Raw genomic sequence first — 18262 nt, forward strand, 5'->3', positions numbered from 1 at the left:
TGAGGGGTTTGCATCCGCGGAGACAGACCCCTCACCCGTCCGCAACGCTTTGCGTCGCGTCCACCCTCTCCCACAAGGGGAGAGGGAAGCAAGGGCCCCAGCCCAATCCTCCCTTGAATTTGCCGTTAGTCCGTGGTCTCAAGCGGACCAGTGTGCAGCCCGGCGCGATTTTGCCCGGCAAGGCTTCAAACCCGGCAGATTTCCGAGCCATGGCCCGCAGGTTTTCCGCTCCCTACCAGTCGGAGCCCGTATCCAGCCTCGCCACATGGGCGCGCAACCTTGCGGTGTTCTCGGTCGTCGCGGTGCTGGTTTCGATCCTGATCGTCCGCTTCGGCTTCCTCGAGGTGAGACCGGCGCTGGCGACGTTCTTCGGTGCGCTGGCCTGCGCCGGGCTTTCCATCCTGACGGGCTTCGCCGCCTTCGTCGCGATCTGGCAGAATGGATCGCGCGGCATGAGCCGCATCCTGCTGGCGTTCCTGATCGACGCGCTGGTGCTGGCCTACCCGGCCTATCTCGGCCTGCAATACCGCAAGCTGCCGCCGATCCACGACATCACCACCGATCCGATCGATCCGCCGCGCTTCGAAGCGCTGGCGCGGTTGCGCACCGGCGAAGGCGCCAATACCGCGGTCTATGCCGGTCTCTATTCCGCCGAACAGCAACGGCTGGCCTATCCCGATATCGAGACCGTCGAACTCGAGGTTCCGGCGCAGCGGGCCTTTGAGGTCACGCTGGCGCTCGTCACCAAGCGCAAATGGCTCGTGATCGACGAACGCGCGCCGCAGCCGCCGCGCCGCATCGGCCGCATCGAGGCGGTGGCGCGGACGCCGATCATGGGATTCCGCGAGGACGTCTCGATCCGCATCACCCCCGACGGCGAGGGCTCGCGCGTCGATATCCGCTCCTCGTCGCGCTATTTCGAGAGCGATCTCGGCAGCAACGCCGCGCGCATCGCCAAGCTGATCGAGGACATCAACAGCGCCGTCGACAACGCCAAGCCCGTAGTGAAGAAACCGCAGGCGCCGGCGAAGCCGCAGGGCAAGACGGTGAAGAAGTGAAGGGGCGAATGGCGAATGAGAAGAGGCGAATAGCGAATGGCGAGTAGCGAAAGAGGAGCCACAGACGGGCTCCCTTCCCTATTCGCCACTCGCCATTCGCTATTCGCGCTTCACGCCATCCGATAGCTTCCCCCGATCACCGGGTCGCCGTCGGTCGCGACGATGCCGCGGCCGACCAGATCTTCCAGATGCGCCAGCACGGAATAGCCGGCCGCATTCGTCAGCCGCGGGTCGATGCCGATATAGACCGCGCGCACGATGGTCGGGATGTCGGCCTCGCCCTTGGCGAGGCGATGCAGAATGGAAGCTTCGCGCCCCTGGCGATGCCTGGTCAGGAAACGCACATAGCGCTGGGCTTCCGGGATTTCCGGGCCGTGGCCGGAGAAGTAGAGATCCTCGCTCCGCTCCGCCAGCCGGTCGAGCGAGGCCATGTAATCGATCATCGATCCGTCCGGCGGCGCCACGATCGAGGTCGACCAGCCCATCACGTGATCACCGACGAAATTGATTCCACGCTCCGCCCAGGCGAACGCCAGGTGATTGGCGGTATGGCCCGGCGTCGCTACCGCCTCGAGCTGCCAGCCCGAACCTTCGATCACATCGCGGTCCTTCACCTCGACATCCGGCCGGAAGTCGCGATCGGCGCCGGATTCCGGACTGTGCTTCTCGCTCTCGAAGCGCGGCCGCGAGGCGCGGTGCGGCCCCTCGGCATAGACGGTGGCGCCGGTCGCCGCCTTGATCCTTGCCGTGTTCGGCGAGTGGTCGCGGTGGGTATGGGTGACCAGGATATGCGTCACGGTCTCGTTGCGCACGGCGTCCAGCAGCGCCGCCGCATGGGCTTCGTCGGCGGGGCCGGGATCGATGATCGCGACATTGCCCTTGCCCACGATGTAACTGACGGTGCCGGTGAAGGTGAACGGGCTCGGATTGTCGCAGAGCACGCGGCGCACGCCGGGACGGACTTCCTCGACCACGCCGGGCCTGAGCGGGAAATCGCGGTTGAACGGGATGTCGTCGTTGTCGGCCATGGGGGATGCCTGCTCTCACGTCATTCCGGGATGGCCCGAAGGGCCAGACCTAAGATGTGCAATTGCACATCGGGGAATCTCGACGGGTAGAATGATGCGGCTCGAGATTCCGGGTTCGCGTCTTCGACGCGCCCCGGAATGACGGCAGTTGATCCTACGAAAACGCCTGAATGCCCGTGATCGCGCGGCCCAGGATCAGGGCGTGGACATCGTGGGTGCCTTCATAGGTGTTGACGGTTTCCAGGTTCGCGGTGTGGCGCATCACGTGATATTCGATCTGGATCCCGTTGCCGCCGTGCATGTCGCGGGACATCCTGGCGATGTCGAGCGCCTTGCCGCAATTGTTGCGCTTGACGATCGAGATCATCTCCGGCGCCATCTTGCCTTCGTCCATCAGCCGGCCGACCCGCAGGCTGCCCTGCAGGCCGAGCGCGATCTCGGTCTGCATGTCCGCGAGCTTCTTCTGCACCAGTTGCGTCGCCGCCAAGGGCCGGTTGAACTGCTTGCGGTCGAGCGTGTATTGCCGCGCGCGCGCCATGCAGTCTTCCGCAGCCCCCATCACGCCCCAGGAAATGCCGTAGCGGGCGCGGTTGAGGCAGCCGAACGGCCCCTTCAGGCCCGATACATTGGGCAACAGCGCGCTCTCCGGCACCTCGACGCCTTCCATCACGATCTCGCCGGTGATGGAGGCGCGAAGCGAGAGCTTGCCGCCGATCTTCGGCGCCGACAGGCCCTTCATGCCCTTCTCGAGAATGAAGCCGCGGATCTGGTTGTCGTGGGCGGTCGACTTGGCCCACACCACGAACACGTCGGCGATCGGCGCGTTGGAAATCCACATCTTGGAACCGGTCAGCCGGTAGCCGTCCGAGGTCTTCTCGGCGCGGGTCTTCATGCCGCCGGGATCGGAGCCGGCATCCGGCTCGGTCAGGCCGAAGCAGCCGACCCATTCGCCGGTGGCGAGCTTGGGCAGGTACTTCTTGCGCTGGTTCTCGTCGCCATAGGCGTAGATCGGGTGCATCACCAGCGACGACTGCACGGAGTTCATCGAGCGATAGCCGGAATCGACGCGTTCGATCTCGCGCGCCACCAGGCCATAGGCCACGTAGCTCGCGTTGGCGCAGCCATATTCCTCCGGCAGCGTGATACCGATCAGGCCGAGCTCACCCATCTCGTTGAAAATCTCGCGGTCGGTCTTCTCTTCGAGATAGGCCTTGGTGATGCGCGGCAAGAGCTTGTCCTGCGCATAGGCGCGCGCGGTGTCGCGGATCATGCGCTCGTCTTCGGTGAGCTGCTCGTCGAGCATGAACGGATCGTCCCACTGGAATTCGACCGAAGCCGGCTTGTCCTTGGCCTGGGGGCGCACGCTCATGAAAGTTCCTTTCGATCCTTGCGAATTTGCCAGCCAAAATAGAGCGCTATGGGGTCAAGCGCAATTGGATTGGTCCTTGACGTCATTCCGGGGCGAGCGCAGCGCGAACCCGGAATCTCGAGATTCCGGGTCTGGTCCTTCGGACCATCCCGGAATGACAGCGCGGCCGCGTTTAGCCTTCAAGCTGTTCGTTGGAGAGGATCTCGATCCCGAAACCGGACAGTCCCTTGTAGTCGTGCACCGACGACGTCAGGTGACGGATCGAGGTGACGCCGAGATCGCGCAGGATCTGCGCGCCGACGCCGACCTCGCGCCATTGCCGGTTGCGGTCGGCTTCCGCCGACTTCTCCTCCGGGAGCGGCGAGACCGGAACGCCGGCCGCGCCATCGCGCAGGTAGATCAGCACGCCGCTGCCGTTCTTCCTGAAATGCTCCAGCACCGCCTGCATGCGCTTCGGCCCGGTGAAGATGTCCTTGACGATATTGGGCTTGTGAAACCGCGTCAGCACGTTCTTGCCGTCGCCGACGCCGTTATAGACGAAAGCGACATGGGCGATGGAATCGAACGGCGAGCGATAGGCGTAGCCCTGCAGCGGTCCGATCGGGCTGTCGGTCGTGAAGGTCGAAACCCGCTCGATCAGTTTCTCGCGCGCCTGGCGGTAGGCGATCATGTCGGCGATGGTGACATGCTTGAGCTTGTGGCTGGCTGCGAATTTGGCGACCTGCTCGCCCTTCATGACCGTGCCGTCGTCGTTCATCAGCTCGCTGATGACGCCGACCGGCGGCAGCCCCGAGAGCTTGCACAGGTCGACCGCGGCCTCGGTATGGCCGGAGCGCAGCAGCACGCCGCCGTCGCGGGCGATCAGCGGAAAAATATGGCCGGGCCGGGCAAAATCATTGGCGCCGACGTTCGGATTGGCCAGCGCGCGGCAGCAGGAGGCGCGCTCGTCGGCCGAAATGCCGGTGCCGTTGTCGGGCTTGTAGTCGATCGACACCGTGAACGCGGTGGTGTGGGCGGATTCGTTGTGCGCCACCATCGGATCGAGCCGCAGCCGGCGCGCGTCCTCGGTGGTGATCGGCGCGCAGACGATACCGGAGGTGTGGCGGATGATGAACGCCATCTTGTCGGCGGTGCACAGCGACGCTGCGACGATCAGATCGCCCTCGCCTTCGCGGTCTTCGTCGTCGGTGACGACGACGAGCTCGCCGTGGGCGAAGGCATGCAGTACTTCCTGGATCGGGTCGGCCATATTCTCAAAGTCTCTCACTTCGTGCCGGGCAGCATTAGCCGGACTCGGAACGCCGCGCCAGCATCATTACGCAGGGCAGAACGGCGCTGCAGGGGTGCCGGATAGCGGCGATCCCGGCAGGCCGCGGGCGCCTGATAGCGTAGCACGGAGGCGCTTACGGCAGCACTTCCTTGCGTTCGGCGAGCTGCGCATCGATCTCGGCGCGCTTGTCTTCCAGGAGGCCGGCGTCGGCGGCCTCGATCACCGCGTAGAGTTCGTGGGCATCGGTAATCCGGGTGACGGTCACATAGTCCGCGCCGGCGGCGTAGAGATCCCCGACGTCGGACAACAGATCGGCGGTGGCGACGATCTTGGCGGTCGGGTTGAGCGCACGCACGTGCCGGACCAGCTTTTCGTTGTTGGCGCCCTTCAGGAGCGAGTCGGGCACGCTCAGGATGATGAGTTCCGCCTTGCCGACGCCGGCATGCACCAGGGTATCGACGTTGCTGATATCGCCGTAGATCACGTGCAGGCCGCGATCCGCCAGGGTGCGGAACACATTCGGATTGAAGTCGACCACGCTGATCTGATCGAGCAGGGATTCGTTCTGGCGTCCGATCTCGCTCAAAAGCGCGCTGGCGGCACGAAAAAAGCCGAGGATCACGATCCGCCGCGCCTCGCCGTGGCCGCCGTCGTCGTGGCCGGCGTCGTGCGCATGGCCGTGGTCGAGATCGCGCAGGCCGATCCGCTTCAAGGGGCCGATCGCAAACCGCGTGATCTGGTCGCTGCGCATGATCACGAAGGTGGAGAGCACCGCCAGCACCACGAAGGCGAAAGAGGCCGCGCTCGCGGTCTGGGTCTGGATGTGCCCGGCGGCAACGCCGGTCTGGATCACCACCAACGAGAATTCGCTGATCTGCGCCAAATTGAGCGCCGGCAGCAGGCTGGCGCGCAGGCCCTGCTTCATCAGATAGAGCGGCGCGAACGTCGTCACCACGCGGCTCACCACCGTGAAGGCCGCGATCACCAGCGCCAGCCCGATCACCGACATGTTCGGAATCGGGATCGTCATGCCCAATGCGACGAAGAACAGCGTGATGAAGAAATCGCGCAAGGTCGTGACCTTGGCGGTGACGTCGAGCGCATAGGGAAAGGTCGAGAGCGAGACGCCCGCCACCAGCGATCCCATTTCGCGCGACAAATGCAGTTGCTCGGCGATCTCGCCGATCAGGAAGCACCATGCCAGCGCGCCGAGCAGGATCAGTTCGGGGCGGCGCGCGATCTGGTGGAACAGCCGCGGCAGGACGTAGCGGCTCAGCACCAGCGCGGTCGCCACCAGCACGCCGACCCGGCCGACCGACAGCAGGATCACGCTGACCTGGAGATTGGCGAGGCTCGGCTGCACCGCCAGGAACAGGATGGCGAAGATGTCCTGCAGCACCAGCACGCCGAGCGTGATGCGTCCGGGCAGCGTGTCGAGCTCGCGCTTTTCGTACAGCACCTTGACGATGATGACGGTGGAGGAAAGCGCGCAGGCGATGGTAAGATACAGCGCATCGAAACCGCCGCCGCCCATCGCGAGCCCAATGCCCATGAAGAAGGCGATGCCGAGCACGCAGCCGCCGACCAGCTGCCCGCCGGCGGCGAACAGGATCACCCGGCCGGCGCGCACGATCTTCTTGAGGTCGATTTCCAGCCCGATCATGAACAGCATGAAAATCAGGCCGAGTTCGGAGATGACGGTGATCGATTCCTGCGACTTGACCCAGCCCATCCCGAATGGACCAATGAAGAAGCCGGCGATAAGGTAGGCGAGGATCAGCGGCTGGCGGAAGAAATGGGCGAGAAGCCCGAGCCCCCAGGCGAACAGGATGCATAAGGTGATATCGCGAATAAGCTCATGCATGACTAAGGACCTCCCCTCGCCGCAACCTAAAGGCAGGAGCTTGAAGGTCAAACAAGCAATGTGTCACATCCGGACGGGATACGTTCTTTTGGCGATTCTGGCCTTGCTGTCGATGCCTTGCGCGCCTGCCGCGCACGCCCAGGCGGCCAGCATCGAGCAGACTTTTGCGAGTTCCCTGACCGCGATGCCCACCGAAGGCCTCGTCGTGTCGGGTGCGTTCTATGTTCCGGTCTATTCCAGCGTGTCGATGAGCCAGGGCAAGTTGCGCGCGGATTTCTCGGTGACGCTGAGCATCCACAACGCCTCGGAAACGAGGCCGCTGGTGCTGCGGCGAATCGCCTATTTCGACACCGCGGGCAAGCTGGTGGAAAGCCACCTCAAGGCCCCGGTGGCGCTGAAGCCGTTCTCGACCGTCGAGGTGTTCGTTCCCACCACCGACATCCGCGGCGGCACCGGGGCCAATTTCGTGGTGGACTGGGCCGCGTCCGGCGAGATCGCCGAACCCGTGATCGAGGCGCTGATGGTCGGCAGCATCGGCAGCGGGCATTACGCCTTTACGACCCAGGGCCGGCCTGTAAAGGTGATCGGCAGGAACTAGCCTGCCATCGAAGCCCGGGCATCCGGGCCCCTCAAGCAAGAAAATCAAACGGGGATGACGTCCATGACCGCAGCGCAATTCGACTTCGCACCATTGCTTCCGGCGGGATTGCCGGCGCCGGCCGCGAGGTGGACCGGACTGGCGAAATACAGTTTCGTCGGCGGCAACAACGATCCCGACCAGGTTCCGGTCGAAGGCCTGATCGGCGCCGTCAACGCGGTGCTCAGGCGCGAGGGCCAAACGCTTGCCACCTACGGGCTGGCCAGCGGCCCGCAGGGCTACCGGCCGCTGCGCGAATTCCTCACCAAAAAACTCAAGCGCGACGCCGGCATCGACTGCACCGCCGACGACATCCTGATCGTCTCCGGCTCGCTGCAGGCGCTCGATCTCGTCAACGCCACGCTGCTGGCGCGCGGCGATACCGTCATCATCGAGCAGGACACCTATCAAGGGGCGATCAACCGGCTGACCCGGCTCGGCGTCAACATCGTCGGCATTCCGCTCGACGATCAGGGAATGCGGATGGACGCGCTGGAGAAGGCGCTGGCCGACCTCAAGAGCAAAGGCATCACGCCGAAATACATCTACACCATCCCCACCGTGCAGAACCCGACCGCCACCATCATGCCGGAATCGCGCCGCGCCGAACTTCTCAAACTGTCGCAGCAATATGGCGTGCCGGTTTTCGAGGACGATTGCTACGCCGACCTGGTCTGGGACGGCAAGCGCCCGCCCGCGCTCTACGCCATGAGCAAGACCGGCGGCGTGATTCACATCGGCTCGTTCTCGAAATCGATTGCGCCGGCGCTGCGGGTCGGCTTCATCGTTGCGCCCTGGGCGATCCTGTCGCGGATGCTGGCGCTGAAGACCGACGCCGGTTCCGGCGCGCTCGAGCAGATGGTGCTGGCGGAATATTGCACGCCACATTTCGCCGCGCATGTGCCGAAGCTGGCGCGCGGCCTGCGCGCCAAGCTCGACACGCTGATGGAGGCGCTCAACGAGCAGTTCGGCACCGCGGCTGAATTCGAAGACCCCAAGGGCGGCATCTTCCTGTGGGTGAAACTGCCCGACAACGTCGATACGCTGAAGCTGTACCAGGCCGCACTTGCCGCCGGCGTCGCCATCAATCCCGGGCCGGAATGGTCGACCGACAAGGCCTATGCCGGCAGCCGGTTGCGGCTGTGCTTCGCCAGTCCCTCGCACGAGCAGATCCGCGAGGGCGTAGCGGTGCTGGCCGAAGTCTGCCGCAAGGAATTCGGCGTCCCGGCGCGAATTGCCAATGTGGAGAAGCAGGTTCGCGCCTGATCGGAACACGGTTCCGAGATCGCGCAACTGCGATTGCAGCCTGCCTGCCCCTCAATTTGCGCGCTTGTGCGGCATAGGCCTCCTGAGGCAAAATGTCTTCTTTCGACAAGACGGCGATCGCCGCAGCACTCGGACTGCGGCTTCGGTTGGAGGTCGGAGGATGCAAAGGTTCATTTGCGAACAAAACATCGCTCATTTTCAGAAACTTCTAGCAGAGGCGACGGACCCTGCCCTGCGCCGAACGCTTGACGGCCTGCTGAAGTCCGCGCGGCGCGATCTCGCGATGCTGGAATCGACGGAGTTCGGCGCAGAGGAATCGCCGCTCGAAGCGCGCCGGCGGCGGAACGGCGACGCAAATGGAATCAGACAGCAGTTTCAACCCGAATTTGAAGCGTCGTCGCATCCCTACATGCTGCTCGATCCGGCGCCCGGCCTGCTGATCGTCGACATCAACGACGCCTATGCCCAGGCCACTTTCACCAGACGCGAGGACGTGGTCGGCCGCTCGCTGTTCGAGATCTTTCCGGACAACCCCGACGACGCGCTCGCCGACGGCGTCAGCAATCTCTACACCTCGCTGCGGACGGTGGTGAAGACCGGCCAGGCACACGCCATGGCGATCCAGCGCTACGATATCCGCGATCCCGACGGTGAATTCGTCGAGCGTTACTGGCAACCGGTCAATTCGCCGATTCACGACAGGGATGGCATCCTGATCTTTCTATTGCATCATGTCGAGGACGTGACCGCGGACGTGCTGTCGCCGGCGGGGCGGGCACAGCCCGACCCGGATCATCCGTCGACGTGAAACTCGACGTTGACCTGACCGCTGCCGCTGGACGGAAAGTAGTCGCAGAGCTGCTCGGCGGCGCCGTGAAAACCGTCCCAGCCGAGTGCTGCAAACAGCATGATAGTATCGGCCATGCCGCCCTCGCCGTTGCACTTGACGGCGTAGTCCGGGAGCATGTCGATGAACTCGCGATAGCGGCGCTGCTGCCACAGCTCGAGCACGCGCAGATCGACCTGACGGTTGAATTCGCTCGCCACCGACGTCCACGCCTCCGGCCCGAGCTGCTTGTTGGGCCAGAGCCGGTGCGACAGCGATCCGCTGGCGAGAACCGCCACCCGTTCGCCTGACCGTTCGATCGCGCGCCGCGTCGCCTCACCAAGAAGGCGGCTCTCCTCCAGCGAGGTGAACAGCGGCGAGGCGACCGAGACCACCTTGGCCCAGCCGTCGGGGTTCATGTAGTGCATCGGCACGATGGTGCCGTATTCGAGCCCGAGGCTTGCGACCTTGTGGGCGATGACATTGAGGCCGGCCTCGCCGGCCTCTTTCGCGATCGCCTCGGCGAGCGCGGTATCTCCCGGCAGGTCGTAGCGCAAATCCTGGATCATCTGCGGGGCTTCGTGGCTGGTGAACGACCCCTGATGGTGCGGATTGGCATTGATGTGGTAGCCGAAATTCGACAGCCAGTGCGTATCGAACACCACGAAGGTCGAGACGCGGCGGTCCTTGGCGCGGCGGCCGAGTTCGCGCAGCGCCCGCACCGCGCCCGCCCGCGCCGACTTGAGCGGACTACCCTCGGCCTCGGATAGCATCAGCGACGGGACGTGGCTGACCTTGGCGGCAAGAACGAGCTGTCCCATCGAATTCCTTTCCTCGGCGGCTATTGGCCGCTGCGGAACGCTTGCGCGATCCGGAGCAGCAGCATGATCGACACGTTGCCCTTGCCGACCTCGATCTGGGCAATATACCGCTCGGAAATGCCGGACCTGCGGGCGAGTTCCCGGCGCGACATCCCTCGGAGCATGCGCGTGTCGCGCACGCGTTCGCCGAGCTGGACGAGAAATTCGCTTTCCGAACGCCCGAATGCTTCGCCGGGCGCTGCCGCCTGCGCGGCAAAGCCGGAGGGCGCTTTCGCCCGAATCTGGGGTTCGCTGTTTGCCACGGTTCAGCCCTTACGGCCGGCATGGTCGCCCAGGCGCCCGGGCGGCCGCATTGACGCGGATCAAATCGCCTGCACATGCCATCGGCGCGTTGCGCGGCGACATCGAAGTGTTAAGCTCCCTTGGTCTCACGAAGGCGGGGGCGGAATATGAATCGGCATTGGTGTCGATTGACGCTGGCATTGCTGTTTGGCTTGCCGCTCACATTCAACGCATCCGCGGAATCGGCAGCCCAGGCCGCACGCGAATGGGGATTGATCGGGTCATGGGCGCTGGACTGTTCAGTCCCTCCCGGCCAGGGCCAGGGCACCCTGCTCGTCTATGAAGTCAAGCCGGACGGCCACCTCGTGCACAAGCGCGACTTCGGTGACGCCAAGGATGAAAATAAAGTGCTGAGCGCCATGGTTTCCGACAACGGCATGCTGCATCTGCGGGTTTCATTCTCGAAGCTGAAAGTGACCCGTGAATTCGGCGTGATGAAACAGCCCGACGGGACGATACGGGCGATGTACAACCGCAATGCGAAGGAAGAATACACCATCAAGGACGGCAACTTCACCGCCAACGGCAATCCCAGCCCGGCGCAGCACAAATGCAAGTAGCGGATGCAAGTAGCGAACGCGCCCCGCCCTAATCCCACACCGGCGCGAAGGCGGGATTGACGCAGCGTTTGTCCTTCGGCAACGCCGCGATCGCCTTGATGTCCTCGTCATCGAGCCCGACATGCAGCGCCTCGAGATTGGCCTTCTGACTCTCGCTGCGCGACGCTTTCGGGATCGCGGCCACGCCGTCCTGGTCGAGCAGCCATTTCAGCGCCACCTGCGCCGCGCTGGCGCCGTGCTTGCGGCCGATCGCCATCAGCGTCTCGTCAGACGCCACGCGCCCTTGCGCCAGCGGGCAATAGGCCACCAGCGGGATCGACCTCGCGCCGAGATATCGGCGCAGCGGCGTCTGATCCAGCATGACATGATATTCGACCTGGTTGCAGGCGATCGGCGCCCCGATCTCCTCGACCACGGTCTTCAACAGCGCGAGGTTGAAATTGGCGACCCCGATGGCGCGGGTGCGGCCCTCTTCCTTCAGCTTCATCAGCGTTTCGAAGATCGCCGGCAGGTTCATGTTTCTCGACGGCCAATGCACCAGATAGAGATCGACGCGATCGAGCCCGAGCTCGTTCAGGCTGGCGTCGAACGCCCGGCGGATCGCGTCCGGCGCCAGGTTCTCGTGCCAAACCTTGGTGGTGACGTGCAGATCCCCGCGCGCGACGCCGGAAGCGGCAATCGCCGCGCCGATCGCTTCCTCGTTGCCGTACATCTCCGCGGTGTCGATATGCCGGTAGCCGAGACCGAGCGCGCTTTCCACCGCCGCCCGGCAGGCATCGCCCTGCAGGCGAAAGGTGCCGAGCCCGAGCCGCGGCAGGCTGATGCCCTGGGTTTGCAGAGGTTCCATGGATACTCCTGGGGGCTCGAACCGCCGGACGAGCAGCGGCGATGCGGCGTGAACGGGTTTTTGTTGAGGTGATCGGTGAGAGAGCGTATCAGCGATAGTCTGCCCGCGGCGCCGGGCTCAAATCAAGATCGGGTTAGATAGACGATGGGCAAGGCGTTACGACAATGGCTGGAGAGCCATGAACTGCCCGCGATCGTTGCCGGCGTGGTCGGCGTGCTGGTGGTCCTGTCGCTCCTATTGGTGCTGGGCGGCTATCTGTTCGTGACGCGCTGAACTATATCGCGCCTGATCGCGCCGGCGCCCGGGTCACTTCCAGTTACAGATGCCGCCGGTCCTGCACGGCCAGGCCTGAATCCGCGTATCCGACGCCTGCGCATCGAGCGGATTGCCGTGCCGCCGCGCCAGCTTGGTGCGGGCTGCGCGGCGCGGCTCCTCCGCGCGCTGATGCGCAATGCGAGCCTTGGTCGGCGTGGCGCGTTCGGCGCGGGCCGTCGAGGGCGCGCGATCGGCCCGTGCCTCGATCCGAACCGGCGCGAAGCGGGCGTCAGGCCCCAGCCGCTTCGGCGACAGCGCCGCCCTGGAAAGGTCGAGACCGAGGAACTCATCCGGACGATACTCGTCCGCGACCGAAACGCCGCTCCATGCCAGCAGCATGATGCAGATCATGGCGGCCAAGCCGTCTCGGAAGAGATTTTTGGGGACCATCGAAGGCCTCCTGAAACACTCAAAAAGGGAACACCCATCATCTAGGAAGCAGAACGCGCAATGCCAGCCGATCCTGCCGGCAAGGTTAGCGCGGCGGGTGCTGCAAGCTGTCCCCGCCCCCGTCACTGCTTGGCGCTTTGCTCTCCTGTGGGTAATTCGCCCGGAAGCGCCCCTCAGAATAGATGTCCTATCTATCACTTGTTGACAGTTTAACATCATTAATTACCATGGACCAATGATGTTTGATATCCACCGGGGACCCGCCAGTGAGGCAAACGCATGATCACGGCAGCTCAGTTGCGGGCGGCCCGGGTGCTTCTCGGCATCGACCAACGCCAGCTCGCGGAGCTGTCCGGACTTTCGGTGCCCACCATTCAACGCATGGAGGCAAGTGAAACGATGGTTCGGGGCAACGTCGATTCACTGGTCAAGCTGATCGCCGCATTCGACGCGGCCGGGATCGAGATGATCGACGAAGGAGCCGTCAGTCATTCGCAGGGGCGCGGGGTACGGCTGAGAGCCCCTTCAGGTTCGGCCAAGCCGCTTCCGGGCGCTCGATCGGACAACAAATGATTGCTGCGCTCGCTGTCTCCGCCGTCGTCCTGCAAATGTCCTGCGTCGCGGGGTTGCTCGGGCTCGCGATTCTCGCGATCGCATTGAGCCGCAGCAAGAGCGCCACCGCGGTGATCTACGGCGCGACGTTGGTAATCTGCCTGGCCGCCCTGGCCGGGTCCCTCATTTGGCTGCTTGGCGGCGCGGCCAAAGCCACCGAACTGATCCTGCCGATCGGATTGCCGTGGCTCGGCGCCCATTTTCGCCTCGACGCCCTGGCTGCGTTCTTCCTGATCGTCGTCAACCTGGGCGGCGCGGCGGCAAGCCTCTACGGGCTCGGCTACGGCCACCACGAGCATACGCCGTATCGCGTGCTTCCGTTCTTCCCCGCCTTCCTGGCCGGCATGAACCTCGTGGTGCTGGCGGACGATGCATTCTCCTATCTCCTGTGCTGGGAATTCATGTCGCTCGCATCCTGGGCGCTGGTGATGGCGCACCACCGCGAAGCCGGCAACGCCAAGGCGGGCTACGTCTATCTGGTGATGGCAAGCTTCGGCACGCTGGCGCTGCTGCTGGCGTTCGGCCTGCTGGCCGGAGCGGCCGGAGACTACGGCTTTGCCGCCATTCGCAATGCGCCGCATACGCCGTATGTAGCCGCATTGGTATTGATCCTGATGCTGCTCGGGGCCGGTTCGAAGGCCGGCCTGGTGCCGCTGCATGTCTGGCTGCCGCTCGCGCATCCGGCGGCTCCGAGCCACGTTTCGGCGCTGATGAGCGGCGTCATGACCAAGGTCGCGATCTACGGATTCATCCGCGTCGTCTTCGATCTCCTGGGACAGCCGAGCTGGCCGGCGAGCGTGATCGTTCTCTTCCTCGGCAGCATCACCGCCGTCATGGGCATCCTGTATGCGATGATGGAGAAGGACCTGAAGCGCCTTTTGGCCTACAGCACGATCGAAAACGTCGGCATCATCTTCGTCAGCCTCGGCCTGGCGCTGGCGTTTCAGGCCAACGGCCTGAAGCTGCCCGCCGCACTCGCCTTCACGGCCGCGCTGTTTCATGTGCTCAACCACTCGTTCTTCAAGAGCCTGCTGTTCTTCGGAGCCGGCGCCGTCCTGATGTCGACCGGCGAACGCGACATGGACAAATTGGGCGGCCTGATCCACCGGATGCCATTCACCAGCTTCGTCGTGCTGGTGGGCTGCGTCGCGATCTCGGCGCTGCCGCCCTTCAACGGCTTTGTTTCGGAATGGCTGATGTTCCAGGCCGTGCTGCAAAGTCCGGAACTGCCGCAATGGGCCTTGAAAATCATGGTGCCTGCGGTAGGCGCCATGCTGGCGCTGGCCGCGGCACTGGCAGCCGCCTGCTTCGTCAAGGCATTCGGCGTGACCTTTCTCGGGCGGCCGCGCAGCCCGGCGGCGGAAACCGCCGGCGAAGTCGATCGCTACTCGCTTTCGGCGATGTTCATCCTCGCCGCGCTCTGCCTCTTGGCCGGCATCCTGCCGGGGCCGGTGATGGACGCGCTGTCGCCGGTCGCGGTCGAGATCCTCGGCGGTCGCCTGCCGGTGCAGGCCCATGTGCCGTGGCTGACGATCGTGCCGATCAGCGAAAGCCGGGGCTCCTATAACGGATTGCTGGTGATGGTGTTCATCACGATATCCGCTTCGCTCGCGGTCTACTTCATTCACCGCTTCGCTTCGCATGCGCTGCGGCGGGGACCGGCCTGGGGCTGCGGCTTCACCGATCCGACGCCTTTGGCGCAGTATTCGGGCGCGAGCTTCGCGCAGCCGATCCGCCGGGTGTTCGGCACCATGGTGTTCCACGCCCGCGACCATGTCGACATGCCCGCCCCCGGCGATACCAGGCCGGCGCGGCTCAGGATCGAACTGCACGACCTGGTCTGGGAGGGAATGTACCAGCCGCTCGCAGGCGCGGTCGGCTTCGCCGCCGACCGGCTCAACCGGCTGCAGTTCCTCACCATCCGCCGTTACCTCAGTCTCGTCTTTGCCACCCTCGTCACGCTGCTCCTGGTGCTCGCGATATGGTCGTGATCTCGGACATCCTCGTTCAGGGCATACAGATGCTGCTGGTGCTGCTGCTCGCGCCGCTGCTGACCGGCTTCGTGCGCAAGATCAAGGCCCGGATGGTGCGCCGCCAGGGACCTTCGGTGCTTCAGCCCTATCGCGACCTGCTGCGCCTCTTGCGCAAGGAGGTGGTGCTGGCCGACAACGCCTCGTGGCTGTTCCGCGTCACGCCCTACGTGACCTTTGCGGCGATCTGGGTCGCCGCCGCGCTGGTGCCCACCTTCGCCACCGGCCTGTTGTTCAACTGGACCGCCGACCTGATCGCCATCGTTGCGCTACTCGGAAGCGCCCGCTTCTTCCTGGCGCTGGCCGGCATGGACGTCGGCACCAGTTTCGGCGGCATCGGCTCCAGCCGCGAAGTCATGATCGCCGCACTGGCGGAGCCGGCGATGCTGCTGATCTTCTTCTGCATGGCGCTGGTCGCGGGCTCCACCCAGCTTTCCACGGTCGCCAATTTCATGGGCTCGTCCGGCGTCGGCTTGCGGGTGTCGCTGGGAATGGCGGTGATCGCGCTGATCATGGTGGCGCTGGCCGAGAACGCGCGAATCCCGGTCGATAATCCGGCCACGCATCTGGAACTCACCATGGTGCATGAAGCGATGGTTCTCGAATATTCGGGACGCCATCTCGCCATGATCGAATTCGGCGCGTTCCTCAAGCTCCTGCTCTATATCTCGCTGATCGCCTGCGTATTCTTTCCCTGGAAGATCGCGCTGTTCGGCACCGGACCGCTGGCCTACGCGGTCGGCGCCGGCGTCTACATCGTCAAATTGGCGGTGGCCGGCTTCCTGCTCGCGCTGTTCGAGACCGCCACGGCGAAGATGCGGGTGTTCCGCGTTCCGCAGTTTCTCGGCGCGGCCCTCATGCTGGGCCTGCTCGGTACCCTCCTGCTGTTCGTGTCGAGGAGCCTTTGATGCACAACCTCGCCTTCGACATCTCGCATACGCTGGCCGGCGGCCTCGTCCTGATCAGCTTCATGATGCTGTACCAGGACCGGCTCTATTCGCTGCTCAACGTCTTTGCGCTGCATGCCGTGGTGCTCGCGCTCTCCGTCGCCTGGCAGGCCTATGTCCAGGACGCGCCGCATCTCTACGTCACCGCTGTCATCGCGCTGGTATTCAAGGCGATCGTGATTCCGGTGGGACTGCACCGCATCGTCAAGCAGCTCGGCATTCATCGCGACATCGAGTCGGCGGTGGGCATCGGTCCGACCATGCTGGCCGGGATGGGACTGGTCGCGCTCTCCATGGTGCTGATGCTGCGGGTGACCTCCGAGGCCGACCCGCTGGCGCGCGAGGATCTCGCCTTTGCGCTGTCGGTGGTGCTGCTCGGATTGCTGGTCATGGTGACACGCCGCAACGCCGTCAGTCAGGTCGTCGGATTCATGTCGCTGGAGAACGGACTGGTGCTGGCGGCGACCGGCGCCAAGGGCATGCCGCTGGTGGTCGAGATCAGCGTGGCCTTCTCGATCCTGATCGCTTTCATCGTCATCGGCATCTTCCTGTTCCGGATTCGCGAACGCTTCGATTCCGTCGACGTCTCCGCGCTCGACGACTTCCGGGGCGAACGGCGATGAGCGTGGCTTCCTTCAATCCCGTAACGGCCGTGCTGCTGATTCCGATCGCCTCGGCAGCACTGTTGGCCGTGTTGCCGGGCTACCGGCTGACGGCGCGCCTCAACGTGGTCGCCAGCCTCGCGACATTTCTCTCGGCGCTGTCGCTGTTCGTGATCGACCGTCCGCACCCCGGGCCCTACGTGCTGGTCGACGACCTCAACATCGTCTTCATCGTGCTCAACACCTTCGTCGGTTTCACGACCAGCATCTTCAGCGCCAGCTACATCGGCCACGAACTGGAGACCGGCCGGCTGACCCCGGTATACCTGCGTTTCTACCACGCCATGTACCAGATCATGATGTTCGGCATGAACCTCGCCTTCGTGTCGAACAATATCGGCCTGATGTGGGTCGCGGTAGAAATCGCCACACTGACCACGGTGCTGATGGTCGGCATCTATCGCACCCACGCCGCGCTGGAAGCGGCATGGAAATATTTCATCCTCGGCAGCGTCGGCATCGCGTTCGCGCTGTTCGGCACCATCCTGGTCTACATGGCGGCACGCCCGGTCGTCGGCGAAGGCCAGGACGGCATGGTCTGGACGCTGCTGATCCAGCATGCCGCGACGTTCGACCCTGCCTTGCTCAATGTCGCCTTCGTGTTCCTGTTTCTCGGCTATGGCACTAAGGTCGGCCTGGCACCGCTGCATGCCTGGCTTCCCGACGCGCATGCCGAAGGCCCGACCCCGATATCGGCGGTGCTGTCGGGCCTGCTCCTGAACGTCGCGCTCTATGCGCTGCTGCGCTTCAAGATATTGCTCGCCGCCAATCCGGCCGCGATCGCGCCCGGCCCGCTGATGGTGACGATGGGGCTGGTCTCGCTGATCTTCGCCGCTTTCATGCTCTACCGCCGGCGCGACATCAAACGCCTGTTCGCCTATTCCTCGATCGAGCACATGGGCATCATCGTGTTTGCGTTCGGCATGGGCGGCCCGCTCGCCAACTTCGCCGGGCTCCTGCACATGGTGATGCACAGCCTGACCAAGTCGGCGATCTTCTTCGCCGTCGGCCACATTTCGCAGATCAAGGGCACCCAGCGGATATCCAGGATCCGCGGCCTGACGGTGACCCATCCGGCGCTCGGCTGGGGCCTCGTGGTGGGCGTCGCGGCGATCGCCGGATTGCCGCCGCTCGGCATCTTCATGAGCGAATTTCTCGTCGTGAGTTCCACTTTCGCGCGGCAGCCGCTGCTCGCGATCGCGCTGGTGTTCGGGATCCTGCTGGCCTTCGGCGCATTGATGATGCGCCTGACCAGCGTCGCGTTCGGCGAACCCCGCGGCAGCACGGCGTCGGCCGAGGCCTCCTACGTGCCGATGTTCGCCCATCTCGCGCTGGTCTTGGGCGCGGGCATCTATCTTCCCGCGCCGCTCGTGGTCTGGTTCCAGCATGTCGCTCGCCTGCTAGGATAGGCCAAAGGG

Annotated in this window: 19 protein-coding genes; 11 read left to right on the plus strand and 8 right to left on the minus strand. The window is 64.4% G+C overall.

The genetic code is table 11. The annotated features are described in order from the left end of the window. Window positions 1-209 precede the first annotated feature (209 nt). Window positions 210-1058, plus strand: coding sequence for a DUF1499 domain-containing protein (locus KMZ29_RS20130; protein WP_215620862.1), 849 nt, complete (start codon window positions 210-212; stop codon window positions 1056-1058). A gap of 110 nt (window positions 1059-1168) precedes the next feature. Here the strand turns inward: KMZ29_RS20130 and KMZ29_RS20135 are convergent, their stop codons facing one another. From KMZ29_RS20135 to KMZ29_RS20150, 4 genes are all read right to left on the minus strand, one after another. After that, window positions 1169-2086, minus strand: a complete 918-nt coding sequence (locus tag KMZ29_RS20135; RefSeq protein ID WP_215620863.1) for an MBL fold metallo-hydrolase — start codon at window positions 2084-2086, stop codon at window positions 1169-1171. Between the two features lie 154 nt (window positions 2087-2240). Continuing rightward, the gene (locus tag KMZ29_RS20140; RefSeq protein ID WP_215620864.1) at window positions 2241-3455 is read right to left on the minus strand and encodes an acyl-CoA dehydrogenase; all 1215 of its coding nucleotides are present in this window, start codon (window positions 3453-3455) and stop codon (window positions 2241-2243) included. A gap of 172 nt (window positions 3456-3627) precedes the next feature. Further along, on the minus strand, window positions 3628-4704 hold the full coding sequence (gene ribB, locus KMZ29_RS20145) for a 3,4-dihydroxy-2-butanone-4-phosphate synthase (RefSeq protein WP_215615289.1): 1077 nt from the start codon (window positions 4702-4704) through the stop codon (window positions 3628-3630). 154 nt (window positions 4705-4858) lie between these two features. After that, entirely contained in the window at window positions 4859-6589 is a 1731-nt protein-coding gene (locus tag KMZ29_RS20150; RefSeq protein ID WP_215620865.1) for a cation:proton antiporter, read from the minus strand. Window positions 6590-6647: 58 nt separating this feature from the next. Here KMZ29_RS20150 and KMZ29_RS20155 point away from each other — a divergent pair, with 58 nt between their 5' ends. The 3 genes from KMZ29_RS20155 (at window position 6648) to KMZ29_RS20165 (ending at window position 9300) form a co-directional block, all read left to right on the plus strand. After that, on the plus strand, window positions 6648-7187 hold the full coding sequence (locus KMZ29_RS20155) for a DUF3124 domain-containing protein (protein ID WP_369810144.1): 540 nt from the start codon (window positions 6648-6650) through the stop codon (window positions 7185-7187). A gap of 63 nt (window positions 7188-7250) precedes the next feature. Next, window positions 7251-8492 carry an aminotransferase-like domain-containing protein gene (locus KMZ29_RS20160; RefSeq protein ID WP_215620867.1) on the plus strand — a complete coding sequence of 414 codons (1242 nt, stop codon included), beginning with the start codon at window positions 7251-7253 and terminating at the stop codon, window positions 8490-8492. 283 nt (window positions 8493-8775) lie between these two features. After that, complete coding sequence (locus tag KMZ29_RS20165; protein ID WP_249779740.1) at window positions 8776-9300, plus strand: PAS domain-containing protein; 525 nt, start codon at window positions 8776-8778, stop codon at window positions 9298-9300. Here KMZ29_RS20165 and hpaD read toward each other — a convergent pair. Together hpaD and KMZ29_RS26800 are read right to left on the minus strand one after the other, a co-directional pair. Beyond that, window positions 9285-10139 carry a 3,4-dihydroxyphenylacetate 2,3-dioxygenase gene (gene hpaD / locus KMZ29_RS20170; RefSeq protein WP_215620869.1) on the minus strand — a complete coding sequence of 285 codons (855 nt, stop codon included), beginning with the start codon at window positions 10137-10139 and terminating at the stop codon, window positions 9285-9287. The two genes, KMZ29_RS20165 and hpaD, sit on opposite strands and share 16 nt — an antisense overlap. A gap of 20 nt (window positions 10140-10159) precedes the next feature. Further along, window positions 10160-10441, minus strand: coding sequence for a helix-turn-helix domain-containing protein (locus KMZ29_RS26800; protein ID WP_249779741.1), 282 nt, complete (start codon window positions 10439-10441; stop codon window positions 10160-10162). Between the two features lie 147 nt (window positions 10442-10588). On the opposite strand from KMZ29_RS26800, the gene KMZ29_RS20180 reads away from it, so the two are divergent. Beyond that, entirely contained in the window at window positions 10589-11041 is a 453-nt protein-coding gene (locus tag KMZ29_RS20180) for a hypothetical protein (RefSeq protein WP_215620870.1), read from the plus strand. A 28-nt stretch (window positions 11042-11069) separates the two neighbouring features. Here the strand turns inward: KMZ29_RS20180 and KMZ29_RS20185 are convergent, their stop codons facing one another. Then, entirely contained in the window at window positions 11070-11888 is an 819-nt protein-coding gene (locus KMZ29_RS20185) for an aldo/keto reductase (RefSeq protein WP_215620871.1), read from the minus strand. Window positions 11889-12032: 144 nt separating this feature from the next. Between KMZ29_RS20185 and KMZ29_RS26900 the strand changes: the two genes are divergently transcribed. Continuing rightward, window positions 12033-12161 (plus strand): hypothetical protein, encoded by a 129-nt coding sequence (locus KMZ29_RS26900; protein WP_256442490.1) that lies wholly within the window; start codon window positions 12033-12035, stop codon window positions 12159-12161. A gap of 33 nt (window positions 12162-12194) precedes the next feature. Here KMZ29_RS26900 and KMZ29_RS20190 read toward each other — a convergent pair whose 3' ends face one another. Then, window positions 12195-12593: a hypothetical protein gene (locus tag KMZ29_RS20190; RefSeq protein ID WP_215620872.1), complete on the minus strand. Its 399-nt coding sequence runs from the start codon at window positions 12591-12593 to the stop codon at window positions 12195-12197. A gap of 279 nt (window positions 12594-12872) precedes the next feature. Here KMZ29_RS20190 and KMZ29_RS20195 point away from each other — a divergent pair, with 279 nt between their 5' ends. From KMZ29_RS20195 to KMZ29_RS20215, 5 genes are read left to right on the plus strand one after another with little or no spacing between them, the layout of a single operon-like run. Further along, complete coding sequence (locus KMZ29_RS20195) at window positions 12873-13166, plus strand: helix-turn-helix domain-containing protein (protein ID WP_215603027.1); 294 nt, start codon at window positions 12873-12875, stop codon at window positions 13164-13166. Next, entirely contained in the window at window positions 13163-15196 is a 2034-nt protein-coding gene (gene hyfB, locus KMZ29_RS20200; RefSeq protein WP_215620873.1) for a hydrogenase 4 subunit B, read from the plus strand. The genes KMZ29_RS20195 and hyfB overlap by 4 nt, the downstream gene beginning before the upstream one ends. Beyond that, window positions 15187-16143 carry a respiratory chain complex I subunit 1 family protein gene (locus KMZ29_RS20205; protein ID WP_215620874.1) on the plus strand — a complete coding sequence of 319 codons (957 nt, stop codon included), beginning with the start codon at window positions 15187-15189 and terminating at the stop codon, window positions 16141-16143. The genes hyfB and KMZ29_RS20205 overlap by 10 nt, the downstream gene beginning before the upstream one ends. Next, on the plus strand, window positions 16143-16805 hold the full coding sequence (locus tag KMZ29_RS20210; protein WP_215615279.1) for a hydrogenase-4 component E: 663 nt from the start codon (window positions 16143-16145) through the stop codon (window positions 16803-16805). Before KMZ29_RS20205 ends, KMZ29_RS20210 begins: the two co-directional genes overlap by 1 nt. Continuing rightward, on the plus strand, window positions 16802-18253 hold the full coding sequence (locus tag KMZ29_RS20215; protein WP_215620875.1) for a hydrogenase 4 subunit F: 1452 nt from the start codon (window positions 16802-16804) through the stop codon (window positions 18251-18253). Before KMZ29_RS20210 ends, KMZ29_RS20215 begins: the two co-directional genes overlap by 4 nt. The last annotated feature ends 9 nt before the right edge of the window (window positions 18254-18262 follow it).

The sequence above is a fragment of the Bradyrhizobium sediminis genome (genome assembly GCF_018736085.1).
Taxonomy (GTDB): Bacteria; Pseudomonadota; Alphaproteobacteria; order Rhizobiales; family Xanthobacteraceae; genus Bradyrhizobium; species Bradyrhizobium sediminis.

Coding starts and splice junctions, on each gene's coding strand:
- KMZ29_RS20135 (WP_215620863.1), bottom strand. CDS start 2,086: ATGGCCGACAACGACGACATCCCGTTCAACCGCGATTTCCCGCTCAGG.
- KMZ29_RS20215 (WP_215620875.1), top strand. CDS start 16,802: ATGAGCGTGGCTTCCTTCAATCCCGTAACGGCCGTGCTGCTGATTCCG.
- KMZ29_RS20190 (WP_215620872.1), bottom strand. CDS start 12,593: ATGGTCCCCAAAAATCTCTTCCGAGACGGCTTGGCCGCCATGATCTGC.
- KMZ29_RS20140 (WP_215620864.1), bottom strand. CDS start 3,455: ATGAGCGTGCGCCCCCAGGCCAAGGACAAGCCGGCTTCGGTCGAATTC.
- KMZ29_RS20185 (WP_215620871.1), bottom strand. CDS start 11,888: ATGGAACCTCTGCAAACCCAGGGCATCAGCCTGCCGCGGCTCGGGCTC.
- KMZ29_RS26900 (WP_256442490.1), top strand. CDS start 12,033: ATGGGCAAGGCGTTACGACAATGGCTGGAGAGCCATGAACTGCCCGCG.
- ribB (WP_215615289.1), bottom strand. CDS start 4,704: ATGGCCGACCCGATCCAGGAAGTACTGCATGCCTTCGCCCACGGCGAG.
- KMZ29_RS20195 (WP_215603027.1), top strand. CDS start 12,873: ATGATCACGGCAGCTCAGTTGCGGGCGGCCCGGGTGCTTCTCGGCATC.
- hpaD (WP_215620869.1), bottom strand. CDS start 10,139: ATGGGACAGCTCGTTCTTGCCGCCAAGGTCAGCCACGTCCCGTCGCTG.
- KMZ29_RS20205 (WP_215620874.1), top strand. CDS start 15,187: ATGGTCGTGATCTCGGACATCCTCGTTCAGGGCATACAGATGCTGCTG.
- KMZ29_RS20150 (WP_215620865.1), bottom strand. CDS start 6,589: ATGCATGAGCTTATTCGCGATATCACCTTATGCATCCTGTTCGCCTGG.
- KMZ29_RS20160 (WP_215620867.1), top strand. CDS start 7,251: ATGACCGCAGCGCAATTCGACTTCGCACCATTGCTTCCGGCGGGATTG.
- KMZ29_RS20130 (WP_215620862.1), top strand. CDS start 210: ATGGCCCGCAGGTTTTCCGCTCCCTACCAGTCGGAGCCCGTATCCAGC.
- KMZ29_RS20180 (WP_215620870.1), top strand. CDS start 10,589: ATGAATCGGCATTGGTGTCGATTGACGCTGGCATTGCTGTTTGGCTTG.
- KMZ29_RS20210 (WP_215615279.1), top strand. CDS start 16,143: ATGCACAACCTCGCCTTCGACATCTCGCATACGCTGGCCGGCGGCCTC.
- KMZ29_RS20155 (WP_369810144.1), top strand. CDS start 6,648: ATGTGTCACATCCGGACGGGATACGTTCTTTTGGCGATTCTGGCCTTG.
- hyfB (WP_215620873.1), top strand. CDS start 13,163: ATGATTGCTGCGCTCGCTGTCTCCGCCGTCGTCCTGCAAATGTCCTGC.
- KMZ29_RS20165 (WP_249779740.1), top strand. CDS start 8,776: ATGCTGGAATCGACGGAGTTCGGCGCAGAGGAATCGCCGCTCGAAGCG.